Source organism: Labrenzia sp. THAF187b (assembly GCF_009363375.1).
Lineage (GTDB): Bacteria > Pseudomonadota > Alphaproteobacteria > Rhizobiales > Stappiaceae > Roseibium > Roseibium algicola.
The window spans coordinates 4,650,176-4,669,834 of sequence record NZ_CP045344.1 but is presented as its reverse complement, the minus strand read 5'-3'; the positions used below and the strand labels follow the sequence as shown (position 1 = coordinate 4,669,834).

Here is a 19,659-nt window from a genome sequence, read left to right as displayed (position 1 = left end):
CAAATGCGCGTTTTCGCAGGCTCGTTTGAAGCTTGCGCTCAGCGGAGAAAACATTATGGCCGGAAGAGCAGATATTCTCAAACATATGAGAGCCAAGCATGTCGGCGTATTTCAGTCCGCAGCCCGGCTCTACAACGTTGCGATTCTGGTGCGACGGACAAACACAGCATCCCTTGAGCACGTTGGCGAACCCTATGCCACACCCAAGCGTCTGGATTGCAAGGCCAAGACTGCGGATTTCGATGTTAAGCCCGTCGGAAGCAAGTGTCCGGACGCGCAGCGCAAGAGCTTTGCGGGGCTGGTTGTCGATCCAAAAATCGTTGGTGAGAAGGCCTTCAAAGCGAGCAAGATGGCAAAGGTGATCGAGGAATGGGGGGGATTTCAAAAACAGTTGCGACCGGAAATGGCAACCTTCGAACAGCAACGGAAACTGACCTACATTCCGCGTGGAGGCGTTTATTTCGTCGAACGCAATCCGGAAGACCCCTATTACGGCTGTGTGAAGTTCTCGTCCAGTTCGCTTATCACCGCGGCCAAGTGTGTGCACGGAGACTTCGATCTCTACGGCATCGTCGATATGGATGCTCCTGACAAGCTGGTCCGCGTCAGAGAGGATCGTCTGGGTCAGAAGCACACGCGCTCGCCAAAGTTTTTTGACGTGCAGCATTTCGTCAACAACCGGCTCGGCATTGCCATGGTCTTGCACGGATCGCAGGAAACCTATGCGACGGAGCACAAGGATGATGACCTGGACATATTCTTCCCGAGTGGACGGATAGAGTATGCCGGCCCTGCAGCCGCAGATATCGAAGCATTCTACAAGAAGGAATTTCCGGGGCGGACGTTGTTCCGCAAGGACGAACCTGCCCTGGATATAAAAGGCAGTTACATATCGCCAGGTGCACTTTGACCGGTAGCTTACGCCAGTGCCAGGTGCCTGCTTCTGAACCGGAGGGGAAGAAGTTGGCACGCCCAACGGGACTCGAACCCGTGTTTCCGCCGTGAAAGGGCGGCGTCCTAGACCGCTAGACGATGGGCGCGCGGTCGACGCGGCTGCGTCGTGGGGAGGCTTATAGGCGGGATTGGAGCAGCCTGCAAGAGCCTTTGCGACAATTTTTTGCAAGCCCGGAATCCCGGGCTTGCGCCTGTTGAAAACTGTCCGGTTTTACCATTCGCCGGTATTGGGCATGGAGGCCCAGGGTTCTTTGATTTCAAGCGCTTCACCCTTTTGAAGCAGCTCGAAGGAGATGTTGTCCGGCGAACGGACGAAGGCCATGCGGCCGTCACGTGGAGGACGGTTGATGGTGACACCCTTGTTCTGCAGGTTCTCGCAGAATTCGTAGATGTTATCGACCTCATAGGCGAGATGACCGAAGTTGCGGCCGCCGGTGTAGGTTTCCGGATCCCAGTTATAGGTCAGCTCGAGAAGTGGCGCAGCGTTTGCCTTTCCGGCTTCGACATCGTCGGATCCGGCGAGGAAGATCAGGGTGAACCGGCCTTTTTCGTTTTCGTAGCGACGGACTTCCGTCATGCCCATCTTGTTGCAATAAAAATCAAGTGAGTCTTCAATGTTGGTCACGCGGACCATCGTGTGCAAATAACGCATGTCCTATCCTTTTCCTCAATCGAGGGATTTTCCAAACGGGCACCGGACCGGCCGATGAAGTGCATTGATACCTTGCCCGAAGCTCAGCGCTTTGTGGCACAGTTCAAGGACGGTTCCTACCGGCAGATCGTTGCCCTGACCGGGGCGGGGATATCGACGGACTCCGGAATTCCGGATTTCCGTTCACCTGGCGGGATATGGTCCAAACGTCAGCCTGTTCAATACCAGGACTTTGTCGCCGATGAGGATAGCCGCCTGGAAGACTGGGACCGCCGCTTCGAAATGATGGACTATTTCGCAAGAGCGGAGCCGAATGCAGCACACCAGGCCATGACGAGCCTGGCGCAGGCCGGCAAGCTTCATTGCCTCATCACACAAAATGTCGATGGCCTGCACCAGCGAGCAGGTTTTCCGAATGACAAGCTTGTCGAGATCCATGGCAATTCCACATTCGCAACCTGTCTTTCCTGCGGTGCGCGGGCTGAACTGGAATCTCAGAAGCCGATTGTAGACGCCGGGCAAAGTCCGAGATGTCCAGATTGCAGCGGACTGTTGAAGGCGGCGGTCATAAGTTTCGGGCAGCAGATGCCGGAAATGGAACTGGAGCGGGCAGCGGAGGCTGCTGCTGCTTGCGATCTGTTTCTGGTGTTGGGCTCGTCACTTGTCGTGCATCCAGCCGCACAACTGCCGGCCATCGCTGTTCGTGGCGGTGCAGACCTGGTGATTCTAAACGGCCAGGAAACGCCGCTCGATTCTTACGCGTCAACAGTCATTCGAACACCTTTAGCTCAAACATTTGCGAGATTTGGCGAATAACCGGCCTGATTTCCGTAAATGGTCTGTGGTTAGTCCGACAATTTCCCTTCTCGCCAGAAAGCACAATGTTATCCTTTTGTTAGGAATCAGCTGGCTGGTGAGTCGAATTTTGCCTTCAGCTTAATGATGCGGACCAGAGACGGGACAAAAGGCTATGGGGGTTAAAACCGCACGGGAGCCCCGCGCACTCGAAACATTGACGGACGAAGTCGCCGTTGATGTACTCGAGATTGCCGGAACGATTAAGTGGTTCGACGTCGGGAAAGGATATGGCTTCATCGTCCCGGACGACGGCGACGGTGATATCCTTTTGCACGTCACCTGCCTCAGGCGAGACGGGTACCAGACTGCTTACGAAGGCGCGCGGGTTGTTTGCGAAGTACTCGACCGGCCGCGCGGTCTTCAGGCCTTCCGCATCCTGTCGATGGACGAAAGCACTGCGACCCACCCGTCACAGCTGCCACCGTCGCGCACCCATGTTCAGGTTGTCCCCGAAAGCGGTTTCGAAAAAGCGACCGTCAAATGGTTCAACCGCGTCAAGGGTTTCGGGTTTCTGACCCAGGGTGAAGGTTCAGAAGACATCTTCATTCACATGGAGACGCTGCGACGTTTCGGCATCACTGAATTGCGTCCCGGCCAGGATGTGCTGGTGCGCTTCGGCGAAGGCCCGAAAGGCCGCATGGCCGCTGAAATCCGTCCGGTCGGGACAGGCACCCACATACCTGCCTCTCACTGACCCCGCTTTCCGTCATTCTGCACATTGACTTGGCCGGACATGTTCCGGCCTTTTTGTTTGTCGACCTTCAGGCAATCTTCTTTGGCAAACGGGAAGTGTTATTCCGGCCTTGCCCTTGACTGCCAGTTACTCAAACCGGTTCTGCCGGGTCTTTCAGGAAGTTTTCAGAATGCGTCCTTTCTTTCTGTGCCTCTCGCTTTTTGCCGCAACACTCTGGATTTCGCTCGCGGGTTCGCCAGGGCAGGTGCTGGCGCAGGACCCGCAGCTGAACCTGCCGGTGGAAGAGCTCGTGATTCGGTCTGGAGACAAGGAACACCAGTTCAAGGCGGAAGTTGCGGCGACGGACCGGCAACGGTCGATGGGATTGATGTTCCGCAAAGAGATGCCGGCAGAGCGCGGCATGCTGTTCCTCTTCGAAGGGGAGGGCGACCGTTACTTCTGGATGAAAAATACGCCCCTGCCGCTCGACATCATTTTCATTGACGCGAAGGGGGCCATCGTCAGCATCGCCGACAACACCACGCCTTTTTCCGAAGACGTCGTTCCCTCGCTTGGTCCGGCGAAGTACGTGTTCGAAATAAACGCCGGTCTGGCGGAAAAACTCGATATCTCGGCCGGGGACAAGGTCAGTAGCCCGTCCATGGGGCTGGAGTGAACCCGAGCTGTACCTATTCCAGCCCGCCCGAAAATTCTAATAACATGAATTATATGCGTTGACCGATGAGGCGGCCAGACTGGCGACCGACAGGACCAGCAGGACGCCTGTTGGTGCAGATACGGCAGTGATTACCGCGGAAGCAGAAAGCTCCATCACCGCACCGATGCACTGAGCCTTCTTTTTGTCCCCACCTGCAAACGACACGATAATACCTGTCTTGTTGACGACTGTGGCACTGACAGCAACCATCGCGGCTCCTGGCGATAACCTGGTGACACTTGCTAGATTCGCTGTCTGCTGGAATTGGCTCAAAGCAAAAGACCCTGCGCGAACAGCATTCTTTGTCCGACGGTCGGCAGAGGAGTGTCCAACGGCCATATTGGCTACACCCGCTGCTGTATTCGCGATCGACAGCTTTTTTTGGAAGATTGACGAATCTTCTGCGACGGTGATCAGCAGGTCAAAGGTAGCTTGGTATGCTTGCGGATCCTGAAGTATTTTCTGGGACTCGGATCCACCGAAATCTTCTAATGCCTTTGTGAAGTCATCCTTCGTGATCATCTACTTCTTTTCCTGAAATATATATCGAAAATTGTAATTTTGCTGATGTAAACGTTTTGGTATTTGATTCAATTGACTGGATACTTTTCATTCGGGAGAATGCCGCCAGTAATCGGGTTGGGCAAGCAAATATACTGAAGTCCGGTTTGCACTTTCGAAGACCGTGATGGCACGATGCCTTGGCCGTCGCGTTTACGAGGCTCGTTCGTGGTCATCGGGCACGCCGGTTAGCTTTTGTGTGCAAACTGAGAACAAAGTACGGGACATGTTTGTCAGGTTTTGCCCACAAAACTCGGATATTCTTGGTTTGTTCTAGCTTGACGATGGAGTCTGTGGCCTATAAATCCGAGCGCATCAACTGTTCGGGGTATAGCGCAGCCTGGTAGCGCATCTGGTTTGGGACCAGAGGGTCGCAAGTTCGAATCTTGCTGCCCCGACCATTCATTCTCCTGAAAATCGATGTGATGCAGCACGCGTTAGTTGAGCTTTGCAATGCAAATCCATGCGCTTGCTGTGGTTCCGTGCCTAAAGGCCGGGATAACTAGGGCCAAGCTACGCAGGCGTCTTGTGCAACTTATCGCCGCATAACAGACTGGTCAGACAGGCGTTTCCAATGCCTGTGGGAGTGACGCCGCTTGCGACGGCATGCAGGCCGCGCCGGATGGGGCTGATGATACCGGATCCTGACGACCAGGCGACGCTGGATGTATCGGCGGCGATAGCCGTGCTGCAGTCCAGAATTGAAAAGGCTGGGCTTTCTCTGAAGGAAAGCGCGGATTTTGAGCTTTTCGAAAAGACCGTCCGGAGCACCGAAGACAAATACCTGATGGAAGATTTTTCACCGCGGTTTTTCGACCTGCACGGGACGACCGCGTTCTGGGTAGGGGCCGTCAACAGCCATGGTAACGTCGTGTCTGTGCAGGCCGCAAAGGTGGAAGACCTGAAAGACAGGAGCCTTGCCGAGCACTGGCATCAGCAGCAACGCAGGATCTTTGTCGACCCCAACCCCCAGGTTCGCTTCGGTACAGACCACGCGCATGATGCCTATTTCATGCGCGGGCGTATCGTTTATCACGGCAATCTCTGGCTGAGACGGGACATCCGGGGGCAGGGCCTTGCCGAGCCTTTGACCCAGTTGGGGTTTCTGCTCTCACTATTGAAGTGGTCGCCGGATTATCTCTATGGCCTGATGGCAGCAAAAAGCGCAGAAAAAGGCTTCGGCATCCGGGTCGGCTACCGCAGGTTCGTGCCACGCGGCACCCATTGGGAGATTGCGCCTGGACATATCAGGCCGGATGACTGGCTGGTCTATGCCACCAGAAGCGATCTTCATGGCCTTGTAAAACTTATCCTCAGGACGTCCGCTGAAGATCCTGAATGACACCCAGGTAGGCGCAGAAGCGAAGATCGGATTGCAACGAAGGTCGCACGGCGACGATCAACCGCTCGAACGCAACTTCATAGAGTTCGCCATTGACCTGAATTTTCGTGTGGGCGTAGCCGTAATACGGTGTGCCTTCCAGCGCTTTGCGATAACCTTCCGCCGAAGCCTTCTCCAGGTCCGGATCTGGTGTGCGCAGACCGCAGGCTGGTGTCGCAGGGCTAGCCCAGTCTTCGCCGAACAGGTGTCGCTGCCCACTTTCCTTACCGACATAGAAGATCGGAGGGGGAGCGTTTCCGGGCATCTTGTCCGAGCAAAGGCTCAATTGAGGCAGGAACGGTTTCAGGCATTGCTGGATCTGACCCGCCTCGATCGACATGATGCTGTCGTAGAACGCGGACACAGCCGGGTCGGCAAGCCCTTTTTCAATGGCCTGTGTGCCGAGTTCCGAAAAATGAGTATCAGGGCGTGTTAGCACGGTCCTCTCTCATGTTTTGATTTTGTTCCATCCGGCAAAAATCGACCAGCGACACCGCAAATCCTTCGCCGTTTGCCAATAACCATTTCTACCGGTCGAAGGCTTTCAACAACAGCGACATGACATTCAGAAATTCGTCGCGTTTTTCCGGTGACAGATCGGTAGGGTCGGATACCGAATAGTCCAGCGTCAGGATCATGTCCCACATTTCAGTGAGATTGGCGTCGTCAATCGCCGCTTTCAGTTCGACCGGCGCAATTTTTTCCGGCGCTCTGGTAACCGGCCGAACATGTTCCGGAACATAGCCTTCCAGTCTTTTCAGAAATTCGTAATGCATGTCAAAGCCTTATCGTTTTGATCTTTGGATCGGCCCTTTCAGGCTGTCCGGCCCTGCGATTCTGTATTTTTTGAACCTGCACTGCGTTCCGAAAATCGGCGTCTTCCAGACAAGTTCACGTTAGGGTAGTTAATAGCATGAGTTGCGCCTCCATGTCATGTTACGTGAATGTCATAAATCGCCTCTCCAACAACACCGTTAATACATACTTGTGCTGTTAAATGAGTCGCCGACGAACCGAAGATTGCGGGTTGCGGCCAATATCGGTGTTGACACCGGCGGCAAAGGCGGGAAAAAGCTGCTGTAGGGAATTGCATCTCACATATTCAGACTTGAGGGCACTGTCACATGGTTGCGCGTATCTACCGTCCGGCGAAAACCGCCATGCAGTCAGGCAAGGCGAAAACCCAGAGATGGGTGCTGGATTACGAGCCGGAGGTCGCCAAGTCCGTCGAACCTTTGATGGGCTATACGTCGTCTTCCGACATGAAGCAGCAAATCCGGCTTTATTTCGAGACTTCTGAAGAAGCTGTCGCATATGCGAAGCGCCATGGCATTCCGCACAGGGTGGAGAAGGCGCAGGAACGCAAAGTGCGCGGGTCTGCCTATGCGGACAATTTCAAATTCAACCGGTCTGCGCCCTGGACCCACTGAACAAGAACGTTCGGCTTCTCTGACCTATTCGGTAAGAGATCGGATTGTCTGTTGAAAGCGGCGATTTCGAATCGACACGAGCCGGGTTTTTGACGCATTAGGGCAGTGGAGGCGATCGCCGGATCGGGTTGCCTCCGGACGTTTGGTCTCGATCCAAGATTGCATGAACGTCTGGCAGGCCTCAGAGATACTGCCCGATAGTCTCATCTGGGAACGGTTTGCGTTCCTGAGAAATTGGCTCCGTAGCTCAGCTGGATAGAGCACTCGCCTTCTAAGCGAATGGTCGCAGGTTCGAATCCTGCCGGAGTCGCCATCTCCTTCATTTTTTTGAAAAAATCCTGAGCTTCGATGCCTCTGCCTTGCGTGGGAAGGCGTCCTGCTGTGCAGATGTCCATAAGAGGACATTCATGTCAGGTATTTGGAAAAAGCCTGCAAAAAAACAAAAACCGCCGGCCCCTGCAATATAGGAGCACGGCGGTGTTTCTAGACCGCGATTCGCCTGAAGGTCAGAGTGTCTCGGACTTTCCCGATTCCACCTTCTGGCCAACCATGAGCGGTGTGATCTTTGTTTTCAGGATCATGTCCACGTCCTCGGAACCATCTTCCAGGGACTGAAGGGCCATATCCAGGAAATAGGAACAGAACGTACGGCCGTCCTTGTCCGATTCTTTTTTCGTGTAGCGGATCATGCGCTTGATCGCCTCGATTGCAGGCTCCTGCTCGAGTTCAGTGCGGTCCGATTTGCTAACGGTCTTAGACATTTTACTACCCACCAGTATTTGATTTGCCGATTGCAGCGTCGCTGCTGTGACCATCCGATAAAAGCATGCTGTTGCAGCGTGAAATGAGCGTGATAAGGTGCTGTTGTGTTTCAGGTTGCGTGATATTCGCGGTTGCGCGAAGGCGACCACTGAAGCGTGCATTTCAATTACGGGGAATTGATGGCAATCGCGTCCTGCTTTGCATGCCTTGGGCGGCCTTTGCTCCTTGATAGCGACCAGGAACCTGTGGCGGTCAAGACCCGCAAGGCTCTGGCGATCATGGGCTATCTGAGCCGCATGAGCGGTATGGCGTCGCCCCGGGAAGCACTGGCGGATTTGCTTTGGAGCGGGACGGACCGCCACAAGGCGATGCAATCCTTGCGTCAGGCATTGCGCCAGTTGAAGAGCGCCGAGGAAACGGCCGGCATCGATGTAGTGCGCTCAGCGCCAGGTCATATTCAACTCGACCCATCGGCGTTCGCGTCTGATCTCATGCTCATGAACACGCTTCTGGAACGTGGGCAGGCAGCTGATTTCCGCAAGGCGGGAGAACTGTGGCGCGGCGAGTTTCTGACCGGCTACGACGATATCGATTCTGAATTCTCCGAGTGGCTGACGGTCGAGCGTGAACGGGTGCGCTCTGAACTCATCAGCGCCGCCTTCAAGCATCTGAACAGAATATCCACGGAAGACGGGGGTGTGCAGGCAGAGGCCGGGGCGCGTTTTGTCCTGAAACTCGATCCCGCGTTTGAGGCGGCTCATCGCGTTCTTATTCGTCTCTACATGAACCTGGGCCAGCCCGAGCGCGCCGAACAGCAACTCAGGTCCTGCGAAAGGGAAATGCGGCTCCATCTGGATGCTGAGCCCGATGAAGAGACGCGGAAGCTGCTCATCGTTTCGGAGGTCGAAGCTTCTCCGGTGCCGGTTGGAAGAAGTGATGGCAACAGCGGCGGAAACCGAGGGTTCCTGCCAAATTACGATGACTTCGTTCCCTTGCCAGAAATTTCCATTGTCTCGTCATCCCTGTTGAAGAAGGGATTGAATGACGCGATCCATCTGAGAGAGGAAATCGTTTCCGGCCTTTCTTCGTTTCGGTCGTTCGAGCTGTTTGAATCAGAATATTTCGGCGAAGAAAACGTACCACGTCCAACCTTGATGGAAGGTCACGAACTTGGCTGTTATCTGCTCAGGTTCCGGCATGACGAACGATCGGGCAAAGTGGTTGTCCAGTTCGAGGACAGGGGCAACGGTCAGATTGTCTTTAACGAGATAATTGACCTGCAATACTGGGACGGTCTGGTCCCGGCTGCGAGCCAGATTGTGAGCCGCATCCATAACCATGCGACCAGCAGACTAAGAAACCCCGCGAAAACATCCGTTTTCGCCCGTTGGTGTCAGGCCGAAGCCCTGTTGTGGGATTTCACGCCGCAATCCGACGAAAAAGCGATGCGCTTGCTGGATGATCTGGAGCGCACAAATCGTTCGTTCTCGATGACGTATGCTGGCAAGGCGTCGATCATCATGAAGCAGGAATTGCATTTCCCGCTCATGGACAAGACGTTTTCCGGTGAAGAAAACAATCTTCTGAACCTTGCCGAAAAATCGATCAGGCTCGATCCCTGGCAGGCCGTCAATCAGCGCGTTTATGGTTGGGCACTTATTCTGTCCAATATGCCAGACGAAGCGCGAAGGGCATTCCAGAATGCCGGCCGCCTGAGCTCGGCTGATCCGGCCAACCTGATGTCTGTTGCCGAGGGCCTGGCTTTTTCCGGCGACATCAACGAAGCGCGCGTTACGGCCGAAAGAGCTTTCTCACTCTTCGCGTTTGTGCCCCGCGTTTTCTACGAGTACCTGGCGAACATCTATTTTGCCGCGGAAGATTACGACAGCGCGATAAAGCAGATAGAACGGGGGGCCGGAGTTGGTATCAGTGGCTTGACCACTCGGGTGGCCGCTTTGGTCTGTGCCGGGCGAGAAGAAGAAGCCATGCAAACGCTTGAGCGCTTTGGTGAAAATCGTGCCGCCTTGCTGAAAAACTCTCCCGAGCTTGCGCAGGACCCCAAGAGCTGGAGAAAGAAGATCAATTTCTTCCAGAACGAGAAAGTCCGAAACGATTTCGACAAGGGTGCAGCTCTGGTGCAGCGGTTCCTGTTCGACGGTTCCGGTTCAATTTAGCGCGAACGTCGAAGAAAGAGCTTTCAGATACTCCTCATTGGCACTGCTCAGCTTTTCTTCGTTCAGACGAAAAGGCAGAGCTACCGCGTTCGGATTGTTTTTCTGATCAACGATCTTGAACTGCATGAGCGCCACCGTCTCTTTCGGCAGGCCAATATTGGAAATCGCGGCTAACGGGTCTCGCTCGAGCTCGCGTCGGAAGTTTTCGTCGATCGCTGCCCTGGCGATAAGTTTGCCAAGGTCTTTGACGTTGCTCTGGTAGTAGGGAAATCTGGCCATCGTTACCCCAATCGGAAAGAACGACGGCCTTCCTGCGCGAAGCAAGAAGGCCGGAGACGTATCGTGACGACCTTACCGGCTTACTCCGGGACGTCTTCGTAAAAGCAATTGCCGAGAGCTGCTTTACCGAGTTCTTCGAAATATTTCTCATCGCCAGCAGCAACGCGCGCTGCATCGATTTTTGCCGGGATGATGAGGTGGACGAGGTCAGCAGTGTCGGCGAAGATTGCGGCATCGGAGTTGATGCCAACTTCAGCCAGGACTTCAGCCGGGTTGGCAACCAGCCGCTCGCGTGCTGTGGCGTTCTGAATGATCGCGCCAAGTTTCGCGCCAATTTCCAGTTCAGTCCGGGAAGTTGTGTCAGCGTGCATTATGAGCCTCCGATAGGTTGAGTTGCAATGTGTCCTGCCTGGTGGTGGGATGGTCACCCGGCTTTTTGAAATTAGGTCAAACTTTAGTAAATAGTTATGTATTGATACTGTTTACTACTGATCGACTGCTTTCGAATAGAATGTAGAACGAGGGGATGAACTCGCTCAATGGCAGTTTTGTTAATCTACGTTGTGTGCAATTGCAGGGTGAGGCGAAGTAAATTGCCATATCAAAACATAAGCAGCCGTCGCGCACCCACACTGTTGGCGGCGGTGTCTCTTCTATGATTGTTGAAAGTGGAATTGCGGACGACGTACTTGCGGACCTGTCGCGTTTGGGCCTGGTATCGGTGGAGCCGGGTATTGAGGGAGATCGTGTGCGCTTGCTGGAGCCGGACCTTCGTCTTTTCCTGAAGCTGCTTTCGTCATTCTCCCCAAGACTGGTCCCGATGACACGCCCCGGATGCCCGGTGCATTTTTGCACCGGGTTGCTCAAGTCGCCTGAAACTGGTGCAAAAGAAGTACCTGCCGCTGGGGCACCAATTCCTGCCGGGGGGCAGGGGGATATCGCATCAATTGCAGCTATTAGTTGTATTGGAGAGCTGTCCGAAAGGCTAACCCTTTGTAGTATCGGGATTAGTGACAATAGGGTGTTCACTTACGATAAAAAACAACCGCAGGTAGATTTTGGTCGATTGATTGGATTGAGTGAAACCCAGGCAAGTATCGCTCTCGGCAGGCTCCGTCTCGGGCGGGATCTTTCGCGCGTCAACTCTTCAGACTGGTCATCTCTTTCAGGCAGGCGTGTCCGGTTGCGGAATCTGCAGACTGATGAAGAGGCGCAGTGCCTTAGTTTGGGAATTTTGTTTAACGAAGCCGATGACGTTACGGGCATACGTTTGCCTTTTGCTTCGAGCGCAGGATGCGCTGTCTGGCATGATCTTGAGGGAGCGCGAGCACGCGCACTTCTTGAGCTTGTAGAGCGTGATGCCGTTGCGCAGGCCTGGTACAACCGCCTGGGGATAACTTCTCTACCTGAGAGCTATGTGAGGGAGATGCTCCCTCCTGATCTGGTCCAATATCTCGATGACCAGCCGCGGCAATGGGAGCTCTTGCACGTCGACACGGACCTTCCGGTCCAGGTGGTGATTTGTGTCTCTCATGACGGTTACGGTCGGAGGTGTGCGTTTGGATCATCCGCCGGCTGGGACACCGCACAGGCCTGTACCAGTGCAATTCAGGAAATGTTGCAATCGGAAAATGCTCTGTCTCTGATGGACAAGTCCTATCCCGCCAGTCACGGCACAAAAGAAGCGCTGAGGTCGCTACCCAGGCAGCTGGCGTATGCCAGAGAGCACGTGATATTCGAGGATCTGCCTTTGCGGGGTGCGGTTGCCGCCCGTCCTGAGGTTCTGAAGAAGACCTCGACTTTTGAAACCCTGCTTCAGGGCTGTTTCGACCGCGGGATCAGCCTTTGGGAGTTTGATGCGACCCGCCAAGACCTTGCAATTCCCTGCATCAAGCTGTTGTCCCCCGAGCTTTGCAGTTGGGAGCCAAGGTTCGGCAAAAAAAGGTTGTTCGACGGGTTTGTAGAGCGTGGTTTGCGAGACACTCCCGCGTCCGAAGCCGAATTTGCCGCCCGACCATTTCCCTTTTGAACGATTGACAGGCTGATGTGCCGGCCTTAATAAAATATGAGCCGTGCATTCATATTTAGTTTGTGGGGCGTCCGGATGACAACTGGGTCATTCGATCTCTGGAAGAAGCCTTGTTGGCGGAGCTTGGCTCCGCCCTTTTTCCAGGTGTCTTGTTATCGGACGGTCGGTCGGCCGTCCGCATAAGGGCGGGACAGTGTCATCACCCAGAAATTGCGCCATTTGCCATTGTTGCGGTTGGTTCTGGCAATACCTACCCGTGTCACGTAGGGGTTGAGAAGGTTCTTGTTGTGGCCTTCTGAGCCTTGCCAGCCACGGAAGGCTGCTGCCAGATCGGCGTATCCCGCACCGAGATTTTCCGCGCCTGCGTAATTTGCGTATCCTGCCTTGTCGAGCCGTTGTGACAGACCGAAGGCACTGTGGGCCCAGGTGTCCATACTGTCGCGCTCGGCGATATGGCGTGCCATCTTTTGGGAAACGACATCCAGCTCCGGGTCGTGGCGCAAAGCGGGCAGGCCTTTTTGCTGCCGGTAGGCGTTTATCAGCGACAGCATCTGCGCCTTGTCGACCGGCTGGTCCGTCAGCACTGTCTTGTCTTCAAGATCACTTTTTCCCGGCAAGGCGCCGCAGGCACCGAGTGAGGCCGCGAAAAGGCCAAGCAGCAACAGAGCCAAGAAGCGTTTGGGCAGGGCGGTTACGGACATCAGGTTTCATCTCCCGGCCAGACGACACCTTCATCGGCAAAGAAATGATATGGGCCAGGATACGCTTCCACGTATGCCATATGTGACACCACTCCGGTTTTCGGCGAATGATAGTGGAGAAAATAGGCTGCGGGTTCGAAGTTGAACATGGCAGGACCGTCTTCCGTCAGGTCGAGAACGACCTGGTGTCCGGTGCTGGGAGCAAGCGTCATCACCTTTCCGGCAAAGCTCGCGATGATCGGACGGTGAAGATGACCGCACAGGAAGCGCGCAACGTGCCGGTGCGGCGAAACAACTTCCGCAAGTGCATCGGCATCCACAAGTCCGATGTCGTCCATGTGTCGAATCCCGGAAAGAGCAGGCGGGTGGTGAAGGGCGATCAGCGTTGTCTTGGCGCTTTCGCGCAGCCGGCTGTCGAGCCAGTCAAGCTGGGCCTGACCGAGCCGACCACGCGGATCACCCGGAATATGGGTGTCCAGCGCAATCAGGCGGATGTCGCCAATGTCCGCCGTATAGCAGATCTTGTCTTCAAGGCTGCCTGAAAGACCTGGAAAGCTGCCGAGCTCGCGGCGCATGACTTCTGTGCCGTCGTGGTTCCCGGGCACAAGATAGACAGGCATGTCGACGCGCGCGAGGATGGAGCGGGCGAGTGCGTATTCCCTTGGATCGTTTCTGTCGGTTATATCGCCGGTTATAACGAGAGCATCAGGTTTCGGGGTGAGGCTCTGCAGCGACTTGATCGCGCGTTCGGCGAGCATATTGGTGTCCGAAACGCGATAGCAGGGCAAACCTCGCGGACGCAAATGCAGGTCCGTCATATGAGCAATCAATGTCATGGAAAACCTTGTGACTCGTCAGGTGGATCATCTGCCCGGACGATAACCGTGCGTTCGAAGAGGGCAAGCACTAGTTTCCCTTTTTGAAAAGCTCATGTAGGAGAAGCGTTCAGAAACGGGCGGGCAGGGGCGGACCGCCCAGACGCAGGACACCGGGCGCAGGACACCGGACGCAGGAACTGGACAAGAAAGTTGATGTCGGACACGCGCGACGATCAGAAGCCCGAGGCGGCAGGCGAGGCAGCCGAGAATTCCGAACGCAAGGACAACGTGGACAGCCCGTCGGCTTCCCCGGTTCGAAAGCCGGTCTGGTTGCATGTCTTCGGCCACGACATCACTGCCCCGTTTCTTCTGCTGCTTCTGTCGCTTGCCTTGTTCGTACCAGGTCAATGGACGGTACCACCGCTGGACCGGGACGAACCGCGCTTTACCCAGGCAACCAAGCAGATGCTGGAAACGAACGATTACATCGACATTCGTTTTCAGGATCAGGCACGTCACAAAAAACCAGTCGGGATCTATTGGCTTCAGGCAGCTGCCGTAAAGCTGACGGGGCAGGGGGCGGAAGCACCGCTTTGGGCTTATCGACTGCCTTCCGTCATAGCCTCGATAATCAGCGTTCTGGCAACCTTCTGGCTCGCACGGGCATTCATGGGGCCTGCCGGTGCGCTGTTGGCCGCAGGTTTCGTGGCGCTGGCAATCATTGTCGGCGTCGAGGCGCGACTGGCAAAAACTGATGCCGCGCTTTTTGCAATGATCATAATAGCGCAAGGTGCCCTGGCGCGGGTCTGGTTGAAGGATCCGGACAAACGGCTATGGGGTCTTGGGTTCCTGTTCTGGACTGCACTCGCGGGCAGTGTCCTCATCAAGGGGCCGGTTGGGCCCATGGTGATTGGCCTTACGGTTGTTGGTCTCATGGCCATGAAACGGAAAGCTGCATGGTTCAAGGGAACAGCGCCAGTCGCGGGTCTGCTATGGTTCGTGCTGCTCGTCTCGCCCTGGTTCGTGGCAATCTGGATCGCGACGGACGGAACGTTCTTCACCGAAGCCATCGGCAAGGATCTCCTTGGCAAGGTCGGGCAGGGGCAGGAAGGTCATGGTGCACCCCCGCTTACCCATCTCGGGGCGATGTTCGGCATATTCTGGCCTTTGCCTGCATTCTTCGTGATTGCTTTGCCGCTCATCTGGCATGAACGAAAAAGTCCACTGGTGACGTTTGCCGTCGCCTGGTTCGTCCCAAGCTGGATCGTGTTTGAACTGGTTGCAACAAAGCTTCCGCATTACACGATGCCGCTGCTGCCTGCGCTCGCGCTACCTGTTGCTGCTGCGCTGATGGAAGGGGCTGGCGCCACGACAAGAACGTGGCTGCGTTGGGTGGCAGCAGTGTTGCTGGCCGTGCCTGCGTTGGGGTTGGCTGTCGCCGCGTTTGCCGGTCCTTTTGCTCTGGGTGTCTGGCCGTCACCTCCAGGAGCCGTTCTGCTTGCAGTGGGAGCTGTTTTTGCGATTGCAGCAGCATCCCGGGTTTTGCGTGGACCGGCACTCTATGCTTTCCCCGCCATCTGCCTGACGGCGATCTGCGTCAGTATCGGGTTTTGGGGCTTTGTCGGCCCAGCTCTTACGCCGATCTGGGTCAGTCCACGCCTTGTCGCAGCCATGGACGAAATCCCCGGTTGCGCAGACAAGTCGAACCGTCTGGTCGTGACCACCGGCTTTCACGAACCCAGTTTCATATTCCTGGAAGGCACGACGACAAAGATCGTTTCCGCCCAGGATGCCGCCGCATTTCTTGCTGCTGATGAAGCAGCGAATCCAGCTACCTGCCGTATCGCGGCAATAGAAAGCCGGGAAGAAGCCGCGTTTTTGGCCGCCGCAAAAGAGATTGGTCTTGTGCCGGAGGCTGTAAAAAGGGTAGACGGCCTCAATATCAACGGCGGGGACGATGTCGATATCGGGCTATATGAGAAGTCCGTGCCGACGACGGTTTCAGAAGACGGCAATGAGCAACAGCAGTAAATTTGTCTGGCATGTTCTGGCGCGCATGCGCGGGAATTCTCGGCGGGCTGCAATACTGTTTTCCGGTCGCAGGGAACGTGCGCGCCACAACAGGGATCCGCTTCCACCCGGGCAGCGGCCGCAGGATATCCTTGCAGTCCTCTTGTTGACGGTTGGCATTGCGGTCGTTGCGTTCGATGTGCCGACCTATCCGTGGCTGCGCTCGCTCCCGGGCGAATATCGGGCAGCCTTCCGAACCTTTACCGATATCGGCAAGGCCGACTGGATCCTCGTTTCTACCGGTCTTTGCTGCCTGTTTCTGCTGGCGCTCGATGCCGGGCGCTACGCATTCCGCTTGCGCATGGCAATCGGCGCCATGTTCACTTATGCGGCCTTCATCTTTTATTCAGTCGCCGCGACGGGGCTTCTGGCCATTGCATTCAAGTGGTCGCTCGGCCGGGCGCGTCCCAAGCTTTACGAGGAAGTTGGTCCCGTCCGCTTCGACTTTCTGGCCTTCGACGGCACCTTCACCAGTTTCCCCTCTGGTCATTCGACCACTGTCGCTGCGCTTGCAACTGCGCTGGCCTTTATTTTCCCGGCCTACCGGTGGCTGATAATTGTTGCGGGCTTTTGGCTTGCGTTCAGCCGCGTCATGGTCGGGGCGCATTATCCCAGCGACGTCATCGCAGGCACGCTATTGGGGATGACGTTCACCTTTTTCACGGTTCGTGCCATGGCCCGGCGGCGGATCGGCTTTCACCTGTCTTCCTCCGGAAAGATTGTACCCAACATGAATGTCCTGTCTGCCAAGGCCTGTGTGCGGGCTGTCTGGCAGGTTCTGCGCGGCCAGCGCGGCGCTGACCGGGTAGAGGCCGAGGCCCCTGCCGCAGACACGACAGAACGGACAAGCGCATGACACAAAGCTATCTGGAAGCTGTTGCGGCCAGCAAGGGCGCGCTCGCTGTCACGGTCGTGGTTCCCGCAAAGGACGAAGCGGAAAACCTGCCCATCCTGCTGGATGAAATCGAGGCAGCATTGCAAGGCAGGCGTTTCGAGGTCATCGTCATTGACGATGGCTCGTCCGACGGTACGGATATCGTGTTGCAGGATTACGCGGCAACACATGACTGGCTGCGGCCGATCAGGCACGAGAAGTCTTGTGGCCAGAGCTGCGCGGTGCGTACTGGTCTTTTGAATGCAAGGGGCGACGTCGTCGCGACCATAGACGGAGATGGCGAAAACAACCCCGCCTATATACCGGCACTTCTGGACGCGCTCGACGCTGCCGGCCCGGCAGTTGCTCTGGCCGCGGGGCAAAGGCTTGGCCGCAAGGCCAGCCTGGCCAAGCGCTATGCGTCGAAGTTTGCCAACAAGCTGCGCGGCGCGATCCTGCGGGATAATACTCGTGACAGTGGTTGTGGCCTGAAGGCCCTGCGCCGGGAAGTGTTCCTGCAACTGCCGTACTTCGACAGCTGGCACCGGTTCTTGCCCGCACTCGTGATCCGCGAGGGTTACGGTGTCACCCATATCGACGTTCAGGACCGGCAGCGGCGACATGGAACGTCTAAATACGGGATCTTTGACAGGGCGCTGGTCGGTGTGCTGGATCTGTTCGGAGTGTGGTGGCTGCGCCGCCGCCGTAAAAAAATTCCGGATGTCCGGCCGCTGACCTGATTAATGCCCCAATCCGGGTGGAGAAGCCCGCCGACCTTTCAAAAACACTGACTGGACCTGAGACATGAGCGCTCTTTACGATTGGATCCATGCGGTTTTCATCGCGCAATTCGATTTCTGGATCATTCTGGGTTTCTTTGCCCAGGCCATGTTCATGATGCGCTTCGTCATTCAATGGATCGCATCCGAGCGCGTTGGCCGCTCAATCGTGCCGGTCGCGTTCTGGTTCTTTTCCATTGCAGGCGGGTCGCTGCTGTTGATCTACGCTGTTCAACGGCAGGACCCGGTCTTCATCGCCGGTCAGGGACTGGGTCTGCTTATCTATTTCCGGAACCTGTGGCTGATCTTCAGGGAAAAGCGGAACGACCCGACGATTTGAGTGGTTCCGCCATTCGCCCTGCAGTCCGTCAGCCGAATGCCGTCGTCAGAGCCTGATCCAGATCGGCAATCAGATCTTCCGGGTCTTCCAGGCCGATGTGGAGGCGAACCGACTGGCGATCCAGGTTTACCGGGGTTGCCGTGCGGCCGCCCTTGAGGCGAACCGGAATGGCAAGGCTTTCAAAACCACCCCAAGAATACCCGAGACCATAAAGCGTGAGCGCATCCAGGAAGGCGTAGGCCTGTTCCTGTGTCGTGCTTTCACTGAAGTCGAAGGCGCACAGGCCCGAGGCTCCCGAAAAATCACGTTTCCAAAGAGCATGACCAGGGTCCGTTTCAAGGCCCGGATAGCGGATGCGTTCGATGTTGGGCTGGTCCTTCAGCCAGCCAAGCACGGCTAGCGTGTTGCGCTGGTGCCGTTCAAGGCGCACGGACAGAGTTCTGAGACCGCGCAGGCCGAGGTAGATGTCATCCGGCGCGACGTGGCAGCCCATGGCACCACAGAACGCATCCAGTTTTTCCCAGGCGCGTTCGCTGGCAGCGACCGTACCAAGCATGGCGTCGGAATGTCCGACAAGATATTTGGTGCCCGCCTGGATCGACAGATCGACTCCCATGGACAGTGGCTGGCAGTAAATCGGGCTCGCCCAGGTATTGTCCATCAGAACGGTCGCGCCGATGGCACGGGCCTCGGCGGCAATCGCCGGAACATCCTGCATCTCGAAAGTGAGGGAGCCGGGTGCTTCGGTGAAAACGGCTGTCGTGTTTTCCTGAAACAGTGACTTGATGTCGGCGCCGATCTTCGGATCGTAGAAGGTCACGGAAACCCCGATGCCTGGCAGAACGGTGTCGGCGAAATGGCGAGTCGGTCCGTAAGCCGTATCGACAATCAGGATGTGGTCACCGGATTTCACGCAGGACAGGATGGCCAATGCAATGGCATTCAAGCCCGAATTCGCGATCTTGACCCCGGCTGCCCCTTCGATCTCCTTCATGGCATCTTCAAGGGAGTTCGTGGTCGGGTTGCCTCTACGGGCGTAGGAATAGGTCTGGGCGCCCGTCACCATGGTTTTGGTGTCGGGGTAGAGAACAGTCGAAGCATGCACGACAGGCGGATTGACGAAACCGTGAAATGCAAGCGGGTCGCGCCCTGCATGCGCCAGTTTGGTATCCTGCCTCAACGGCGGCTTGGAATTGGTGGAAGACATGAAGGCTCTTGGGTGTGTGTTTTGTGTGAGGCGGCGCGACATTGAGCTGCCGGGTGCCGAGCGCTCACTTTAGTCATTCGCGTCATGGTCGCAACCGCGATTTCACGTGCTGTCCTCGGGTCTTTGTGTGGAGAATTTTTCGATTAGCGTTAACCTTCGCAAGGTCTCCGCTAAATGCATTGAACCCTTTTTAGGCATTGAATGAATTCGATTTAGACATGTTCGCTGTTTGTGCATCCAACCTGATGGCAAATGGCGGATGGCTCGAGAAATTTGACGAGATATCTGCAGCAAGTACTTGACCCGAACAGCTAAATGCCATCGTATGGAACCGTTGGGTGGGACGAAAGATATCTGGAGGAAGCAGCCGTCAAGGCTGGCATCCGTCCGGTTACAAGA

Annotated in this window: 22 protein-coding genes and 3 tRNA genes; 14 read left to right on the top strand and 11 right to left on the bottom strand. The window is 56.0% G+C overall.

The genetic code is table 11. From position 1 onward, the window contains the following. Nucleotides 1-55 precede the first annotated feature (55 nt). Nucleotides 56-910 carry a hypothetical protein gene (locus FIV03_RS21555; RefSeq protein WP_152510923.1) on the top strand — a complete coding sequence of 285 codons (855 nt, stop codon included), beginning with the start codon at nt 56-58 and terminating at the stop codon, nt 908-910. Between the two features lie 54 nt (nt 911-964). Here FIV03_RS21555 and FIV03_RS21550 read toward each other — a convergent pair. Beyond that, nucleotides 965-1,040, bottom strand: a tRNA-Glu gene (locus FIV03_RS21550). 125 nt (nt 1,041-1,165) lie between these two features. Further along, nucleotides 1,166-1,606 carry a VOC family protein gene (locus tag FIV03_RS21545; RefSeq protein ID WP_022999346.1) on the bottom strand — a complete coding sequence of 147 codons (441 nt, stop codon included), beginning with the start codon at nt 1,604-1,606 and terminating at the stop codon, nt 1,166-1,168. A gap of 54 nt (nt 1,607-1,660) precedes the next feature. On the opposite strand from FIV03_RS21545, the gene FIV03_RS21540 reads away from it, so the two are divergent. The 3 genes from FIV03_RS21540 (at nt 1,661) to FIV03_RS21530 (ending at nt 3,813) form a co-directional block, all read left to right on the top strand. Then, nucleotides 1,661-2,422, top strand: coding sequence for a Sir2 family NAD-dependent protein deacetylase (locus FIV03_RS21540; RefSeq protein ID WP_152510922.1), 762 nt, complete (start codon nt 1,661-1,663; stop codon nt 2,420-2,422). A gap of 154 nt (nt 2,423-2,576) precedes the next feature. Then, complete coding sequence (locus FIV03_RS21535; RefSeq protein WP_022999344.1) at nt 2,577-3,158, top strand: cold-shock protein; 582 nt, start codon at nt 2,577-2,579, stop codon at nt 3,156-3,158. Between the two features lie 169 nt (nt 3,159-3,327). Next, nucleotides 3,328-3,813, top strand: coding sequence for a DUF192 domain-containing protein (locus tag FIV03_RS21530; RefSeq protein ID WP_152510921.1), 486 nt, complete (start codon nt 3,328-3,330; stop codon nt 3,811-3,813). A gap of 36 nt (nt 3,814-3,849) precedes the next feature. Here the strand turns inward: FIV03_RS21530 and FIV03_RS21525 are convergent, their stop codons facing one another. Then, complete coding sequence (locus FIV03_RS21525; protein WP_152510920.1) at nt 3,850-4,377, bottom strand: hypothetical protein; 528 nt, start codon at nt 4,375-4,377, stop codon at nt 3,850-3,852. Between the two features lie 363 nt (nt 4,378-4,740). On the opposite strand from FIV03_RS21525, the gene FIV03_RS21520 reads away from it, so the two are divergent. After that, nucleotides 4,741-4,817, top strand: a tRNA-Pro gene (locus tag FIV03_RS21520). Nucleotides 4,818-5,047: 230 nt separating this feature from the next. Further along, nucleotides 5,048-5,758, top strand: a complete 711-nt coding sequence (locus FIV03_RS21515; protein WP_152510919.1) for a hypothetical protein — start codon at nt 5,048-5,050, stop codon at nt 5,756-5,758. Here FIV03_RS21515 and FIV03_RS21510 read toward each other — a convergent pair. Then, a complete protein-coding gene (locus FIV03_RS21510) occupies nt 5,730-6,236 on the bottom strand; it encodes a hypothetical protein (protein ID WP_152510918.1) in 507 nt (168 codons plus the stop codon). The genes FIV03_RS21515 and FIV03_RS21510 overlap by 29 nt on opposite strands. An 88-nt stretch (nt 6,237-6,324) precedes the next feature. Next, complete coding sequence (locus tag FIV03_RS21505; protein WP_055654038.1) at nt 6,325-6,573, bottom strand: hypothetical protein; 249 nt, start codon at nt 6,571-6,573, stop codon at nt 6,325-6,327. Nucleotides 6,574-6,921: 348 nt separating this feature from the next. On the opposite strand from FIV03_RS21505, the gene FIV03_RS21500 reads away from it, so the two are divergent. Further along, on the top strand, nt 6,922-7,227 hold the full coding sequence (locus tag FIV03_RS21500) for an ETC complex I subunit (RefSeq protein WP_022998830.1): 306 nt from the start codon (nt 6,922-6,924) through the stop codon (nt 7,225-7,227). 236 nt (nt 7,228-7,463) lie between these two features. Further along, nucleotides 7,464-7,540: transfer RNA gene (locus FIV03_RS21495), tRNA-Arg, on the top strand. Between the two features lie 193 nt (nt 7,541-7,733). Here the strand turns inward: FIV03_RS21495 and FIV03_RS21490 are convergent. Continuing rightward, nucleotides 7,734-7,988 carry a hypothetical protein gene (locus tag FIV03_RS21490; RefSeq protein ID WP_022998829.1) on the bottom strand — a complete coding sequence of 85 codons (255 nt, stop codon included), beginning with the start codon at nt 7,986-7,988 and terminating at the stop codon, nt 7,734-7,736. 180 nt (nt 7,989-8,168) lie between these two features. Between FIV03_RS21490 and FIV03_RS21485 the strand changes: the two genes are divergently transcribed. Beyond that, nucleotides 8,169-10,163, top strand: coding sequence for a BTAD domain-containing putative transcriptional regulator (locus FIV03_RS21485; protein WP_152510917.1), 1,995 nt, complete (start codon nt 8,169-8,171; stop codon nt 10,161-10,163). Here the strand turns inward: FIV03_RS21485 and FIV03_RS21480 are convergent. Together FIV03_RS21480 and FIV03_RS21475 are read right to left on the bottom strand one after the other, a co-directional pair. Then, nucleotides 10,155-10,442: a hypothetical protein gene (locus FIV03_RS21480; RefSeq protein ID WP_152510916.1), complete on the bottom strand. Its 288-nt coding sequence runs from the start codon at nt 10,440-10,442 to the stop codon at nt 10,155-10,157. The two genes, FIV03_RS21485 and FIV03_RS21480, sit on opposite strands and share 9 nt — an antisense overlap. A gap of 80 nt (nt 10,443-10,522) precedes the next feature. After that, nucleotides 10,523-10,813 (bottom strand): hypothetical protein, encoded by a 291-nt coding sequence (locus FIV03_RS21475; protein ID WP_152510915.1) that lies wholly within the window; start codon nt 10,811-10,813, stop codon nt 10,523-10,525. Between the two features lie 284 nt (nt 10,814-11,097). Here FIV03_RS21475 and FIV03_RS21470 point away from each other — a divergent pair, with 284 nt between their 5' ends. Continuing rightward, nucleotides 11,098-12,471, top strand: a complete 1,374-nt coding sequence (locus FIV03_RS21470) for a YcaO-like family protein (RefSeq protein WP_152510914.1) — start codon at nt 11,098-11,100, stop codon at nt 12,469-12,471. A gap of 152 nt (nt 12,472-12,623) precedes the next feature. Here the strand turns inward: FIV03_RS21470 and FIV03_RS21465 are convergent, their stop codons facing one another. Together FIV03_RS21465 and FIV03_RS21460 are read right to left on the bottom strand one after the other, a co-directional pair. Next, nucleotides 12,624-13,172, bottom strand: a complete 549-nt coding sequence (locus tag FIV03_RS21465; protein WP_152510913.1) for a CAP domain-containing protein — start codon at nt 13,170-13,172, stop codon at nt 12,624-12,626. After that, on the bottom strand, nt 13,172-13,990 hold the full coding sequence (locus tag FIV03_RS21460; protein ID WP_152512022.1) for a phosphodiesterase: 819 nt from the start codon (nt 13,988-13,990) through the stop codon (nt 13,172-13,174). Before FIV03_RS21460 ends, FIV03_RS21465 begins: the two co-directional genes overlap by 1 nt. Nucleotides 13,991-14,203: 213 nt before the next feature. Here FIV03_RS21460 and FIV03_RS21455 point away from each other — a divergent pair, with 213 nt between their 5' ends. From FIV03_RS21455 to FIV03_RS21440, 4 genes are all read left to right on the top strand, one after another. Further along, nucleotides 14,204-16,021, top strand: a complete 1,818-nt coding sequence (locus FIV03_RS21455) for a glycosyltransferase family 39 protein (RefSeq protein WP_152510912.1) — start codon at nt 14,204-14,206, stop codon at nt 16,019-16,021. After that, complete coding sequence (locus tag FIV03_RS21450) at nt 16,005-16,916, top strand: phosphatase PAP2 family protein (protein WP_152510911.1); 912 nt, start codon at nt 16,005-16,007, stop codon at nt 16,914-16,916. The genes FIV03_RS21455 and FIV03_RS21450 overlap by 17 nt, the downstream gene beginning before the upstream one ends. Next, nucleotides 16,913-17,674, top strand: a complete 762-nt coding sequence (locus tag FIV03_RS21445; RefSeq protein WP_152510910.1) for a glycosyltransferase family 2 protein — start codon at nt 16,913-16,915, stop codon at nt 17,672-17,674. The genes FIV03_RS21450 and FIV03_RS21445 overlap by 4 nt, the downstream gene beginning before the upstream one ends. 64 nt (nt 17,675-17,738) lie before the next feature. Next, nucleotides 17,739-18,053, top strand: a complete 315-nt coding sequence (locus tag FIV03_RS21440) for a lipid-A-disaccharide synthase N-terminal domain-containing protein (protein WP_152510909.1) — start codon at nt 17,739-17,741, stop codon at nt 18,051-18,053. A 28-nt stretch (nt 18,054-18,081) separates the two neighbouring features. On the opposite strand, the gene metC is transcribed toward FIV03_RS21440, so the two are convergent. Continuing rightward, nucleotides 18,082-19,260 carry a cystathionine beta-lyase gene (metC, locus tag FIV03_RS21435; RefSeq protein WP_152510908.1) on the bottom strand — a complete coding sequence of 393 codons (1,179 nt, stop codon included), beginning with the start codon at nt 19,258-19,260 and terminating at the stop codon, nt 18,082-18,084. Nucleotides 19,261-19,659: the final 399 nt, after the last annotated feature.

What these genes read in the sequence shown, in the direction of transcription:
- FIV03_RS21555 (WP_152510923.1), top strand. Translation starts at nt 56, where the DNA reads ATGGCCGGAAGAGCAGATATTCTCAAACATATGAGAGCCAAGCATGTC.
- FIV03_RS21545 (WP_022999346.1), bottom strand. Translation starts at nt 1,606, where the DNA reads ATGCGTTATTTGCACACGATGGTCCGCGTGACCAACATTGAAGACTCA.
- FIV03_RS21540 (WP_152510922.1), top strand. Translation starts at nt 1,661, where the DNA reads ATGAAGTGCATTGATACCTTGCCCGAAGCTCAGCGCTTTGTGGCACAG.
- FIV03_RS21535 (WP_022999344.1), top strand. Translation starts at nt 2,577, where the DNA reads ATGGGGGTTAAAACCGCACGGGAGCCCCGCGCACTCGAAACATTGACG.
- FIV03_RS21530 (WP_152510921.1), top strand. Translation starts at nt 3,328, where the DNA reads ATGCGTCCTTTCTTTCTGTGCCTCTCGCTTTTTGCCGCAACACTCTGG.
- FIV03_RS21525 (WP_152510920.1), bottom strand. Translation starts at nt 4,377, where the DNA reads ATGATCACGAAGGATGACTTCACAAAGGCATTAGAAGATTTCGGTGGA.
- FIV03_RS21515 (WP_152510919.1), top strand. Translation starts at nt 5,048, where the DNA reads ATGATACCGGATCCTGACGACCAGGCGACGCTGGATGTATCGGCGGCG.
- FIV03_RS21505 (WP_055654038.1), bottom strand. Translation starts at nt 6,573, where the DNA reads ATGCATTACGAATTTCTGAAAAGACTGGAAGGCTATGTTCCGGAACAT.
- FIV03_RS21500 (WP_022998830.1), top strand. Translation starts at nt 6,922, where the DNA reads ATGGTTGCGCGTATCTACCGTCCGGCGAAAACCGCCATGCAGTCAGGC.
- FIV03_RS21490 (WP_022998829.1), bottom strand. Translation starts at nt 7,988, where the DNA reads ATGTCTAAGACCGTTAGCAAATCGGACCGCACTGAACTCGAGCAGGAG.
- FIV03_RS21485 (WP_152510917.1), top strand. Translation starts at nt 8,169, where the DNA reads ATGGCAATCGCGTCCTGCTTTGCATGCCTTGGGCGGCCTTTGCTCCTT.
- FIV03_RS21480 (WP_152510916.1), bottom strand. Translation starts at nt 10,442, where the DNA reads ATGGCCAGATTTCCCTACTACCAGAGCAACGTCAAAGACCTTGGCAAA.
- FIV03_RS21475 (WP_152510915.1), bottom strand. Translation starts at nt 10,813, where the DNA reads ATGCACGCTGACACAACTTCCCGGACTGAACTGGAAATTGGCGCGAAA.
- FIV03_RS21470 (WP_152510914.1), top strand. Translation starts at nt 11,098, where the DNA reads ATGATTGTTGAAAGTGGAATTGCGGACGACGTACTTGCGGACCTGTCG.
- FIV03_RS21465 (WP_152510913.1), bottom strand. Translation starts at nt 13,172, where the DNA reads ATGTCCGTAACCGCCCTGCCCAAACGCTTCTTGGCTCTGTTGCTGCTT.
- FIV03_RS21460 (WP_152512022.1), bottom strand. Translation starts at nt 13,990, where the DNA reads ATGACGGACCTGCATTTGCGTCCGCGAGGTTTGCCCTGCTATCGCGTT.
- FIV03_RS21455 (WP_152510912.1), top strand. Translation starts at nt 14,204, where the DNA reads ATGTCGGACACGCGCGACGATCAGAAGCCCGAGGCGGCAGGCGAGGCA.
- FIV03_RS21450 (WP_152510911.1), top strand. Translation starts at nt 16,005, where the DNA reads ATGAGCAACAGCAGTAAATTTGTCTGGCATGTTCTGGCGCGCATGCGC.
- FIV03_RS21445 (WP_152510910.1), top strand. Translation starts at nt 16,913, where the DNA reads ATGACACAAAGCTATCTGGAAGCTGTTGCGGCCAGCAAGGGCGCGCTC.
- FIV03_RS21440 (WP_152510909.1), top strand. Translation starts at nt 17,739, where the DNA reads ATGAGCGCTCTTTACGATTGGATCCATGCGGTTTTCATCGCGCAATTC.
- metC (WP_152510908.1), bottom strand. Translation starts at nt 19,260, where the DNA reads ATGTCTTCCACCAATTCCAAGCCGCCGTTGAGGCAGGATACCAAACTG.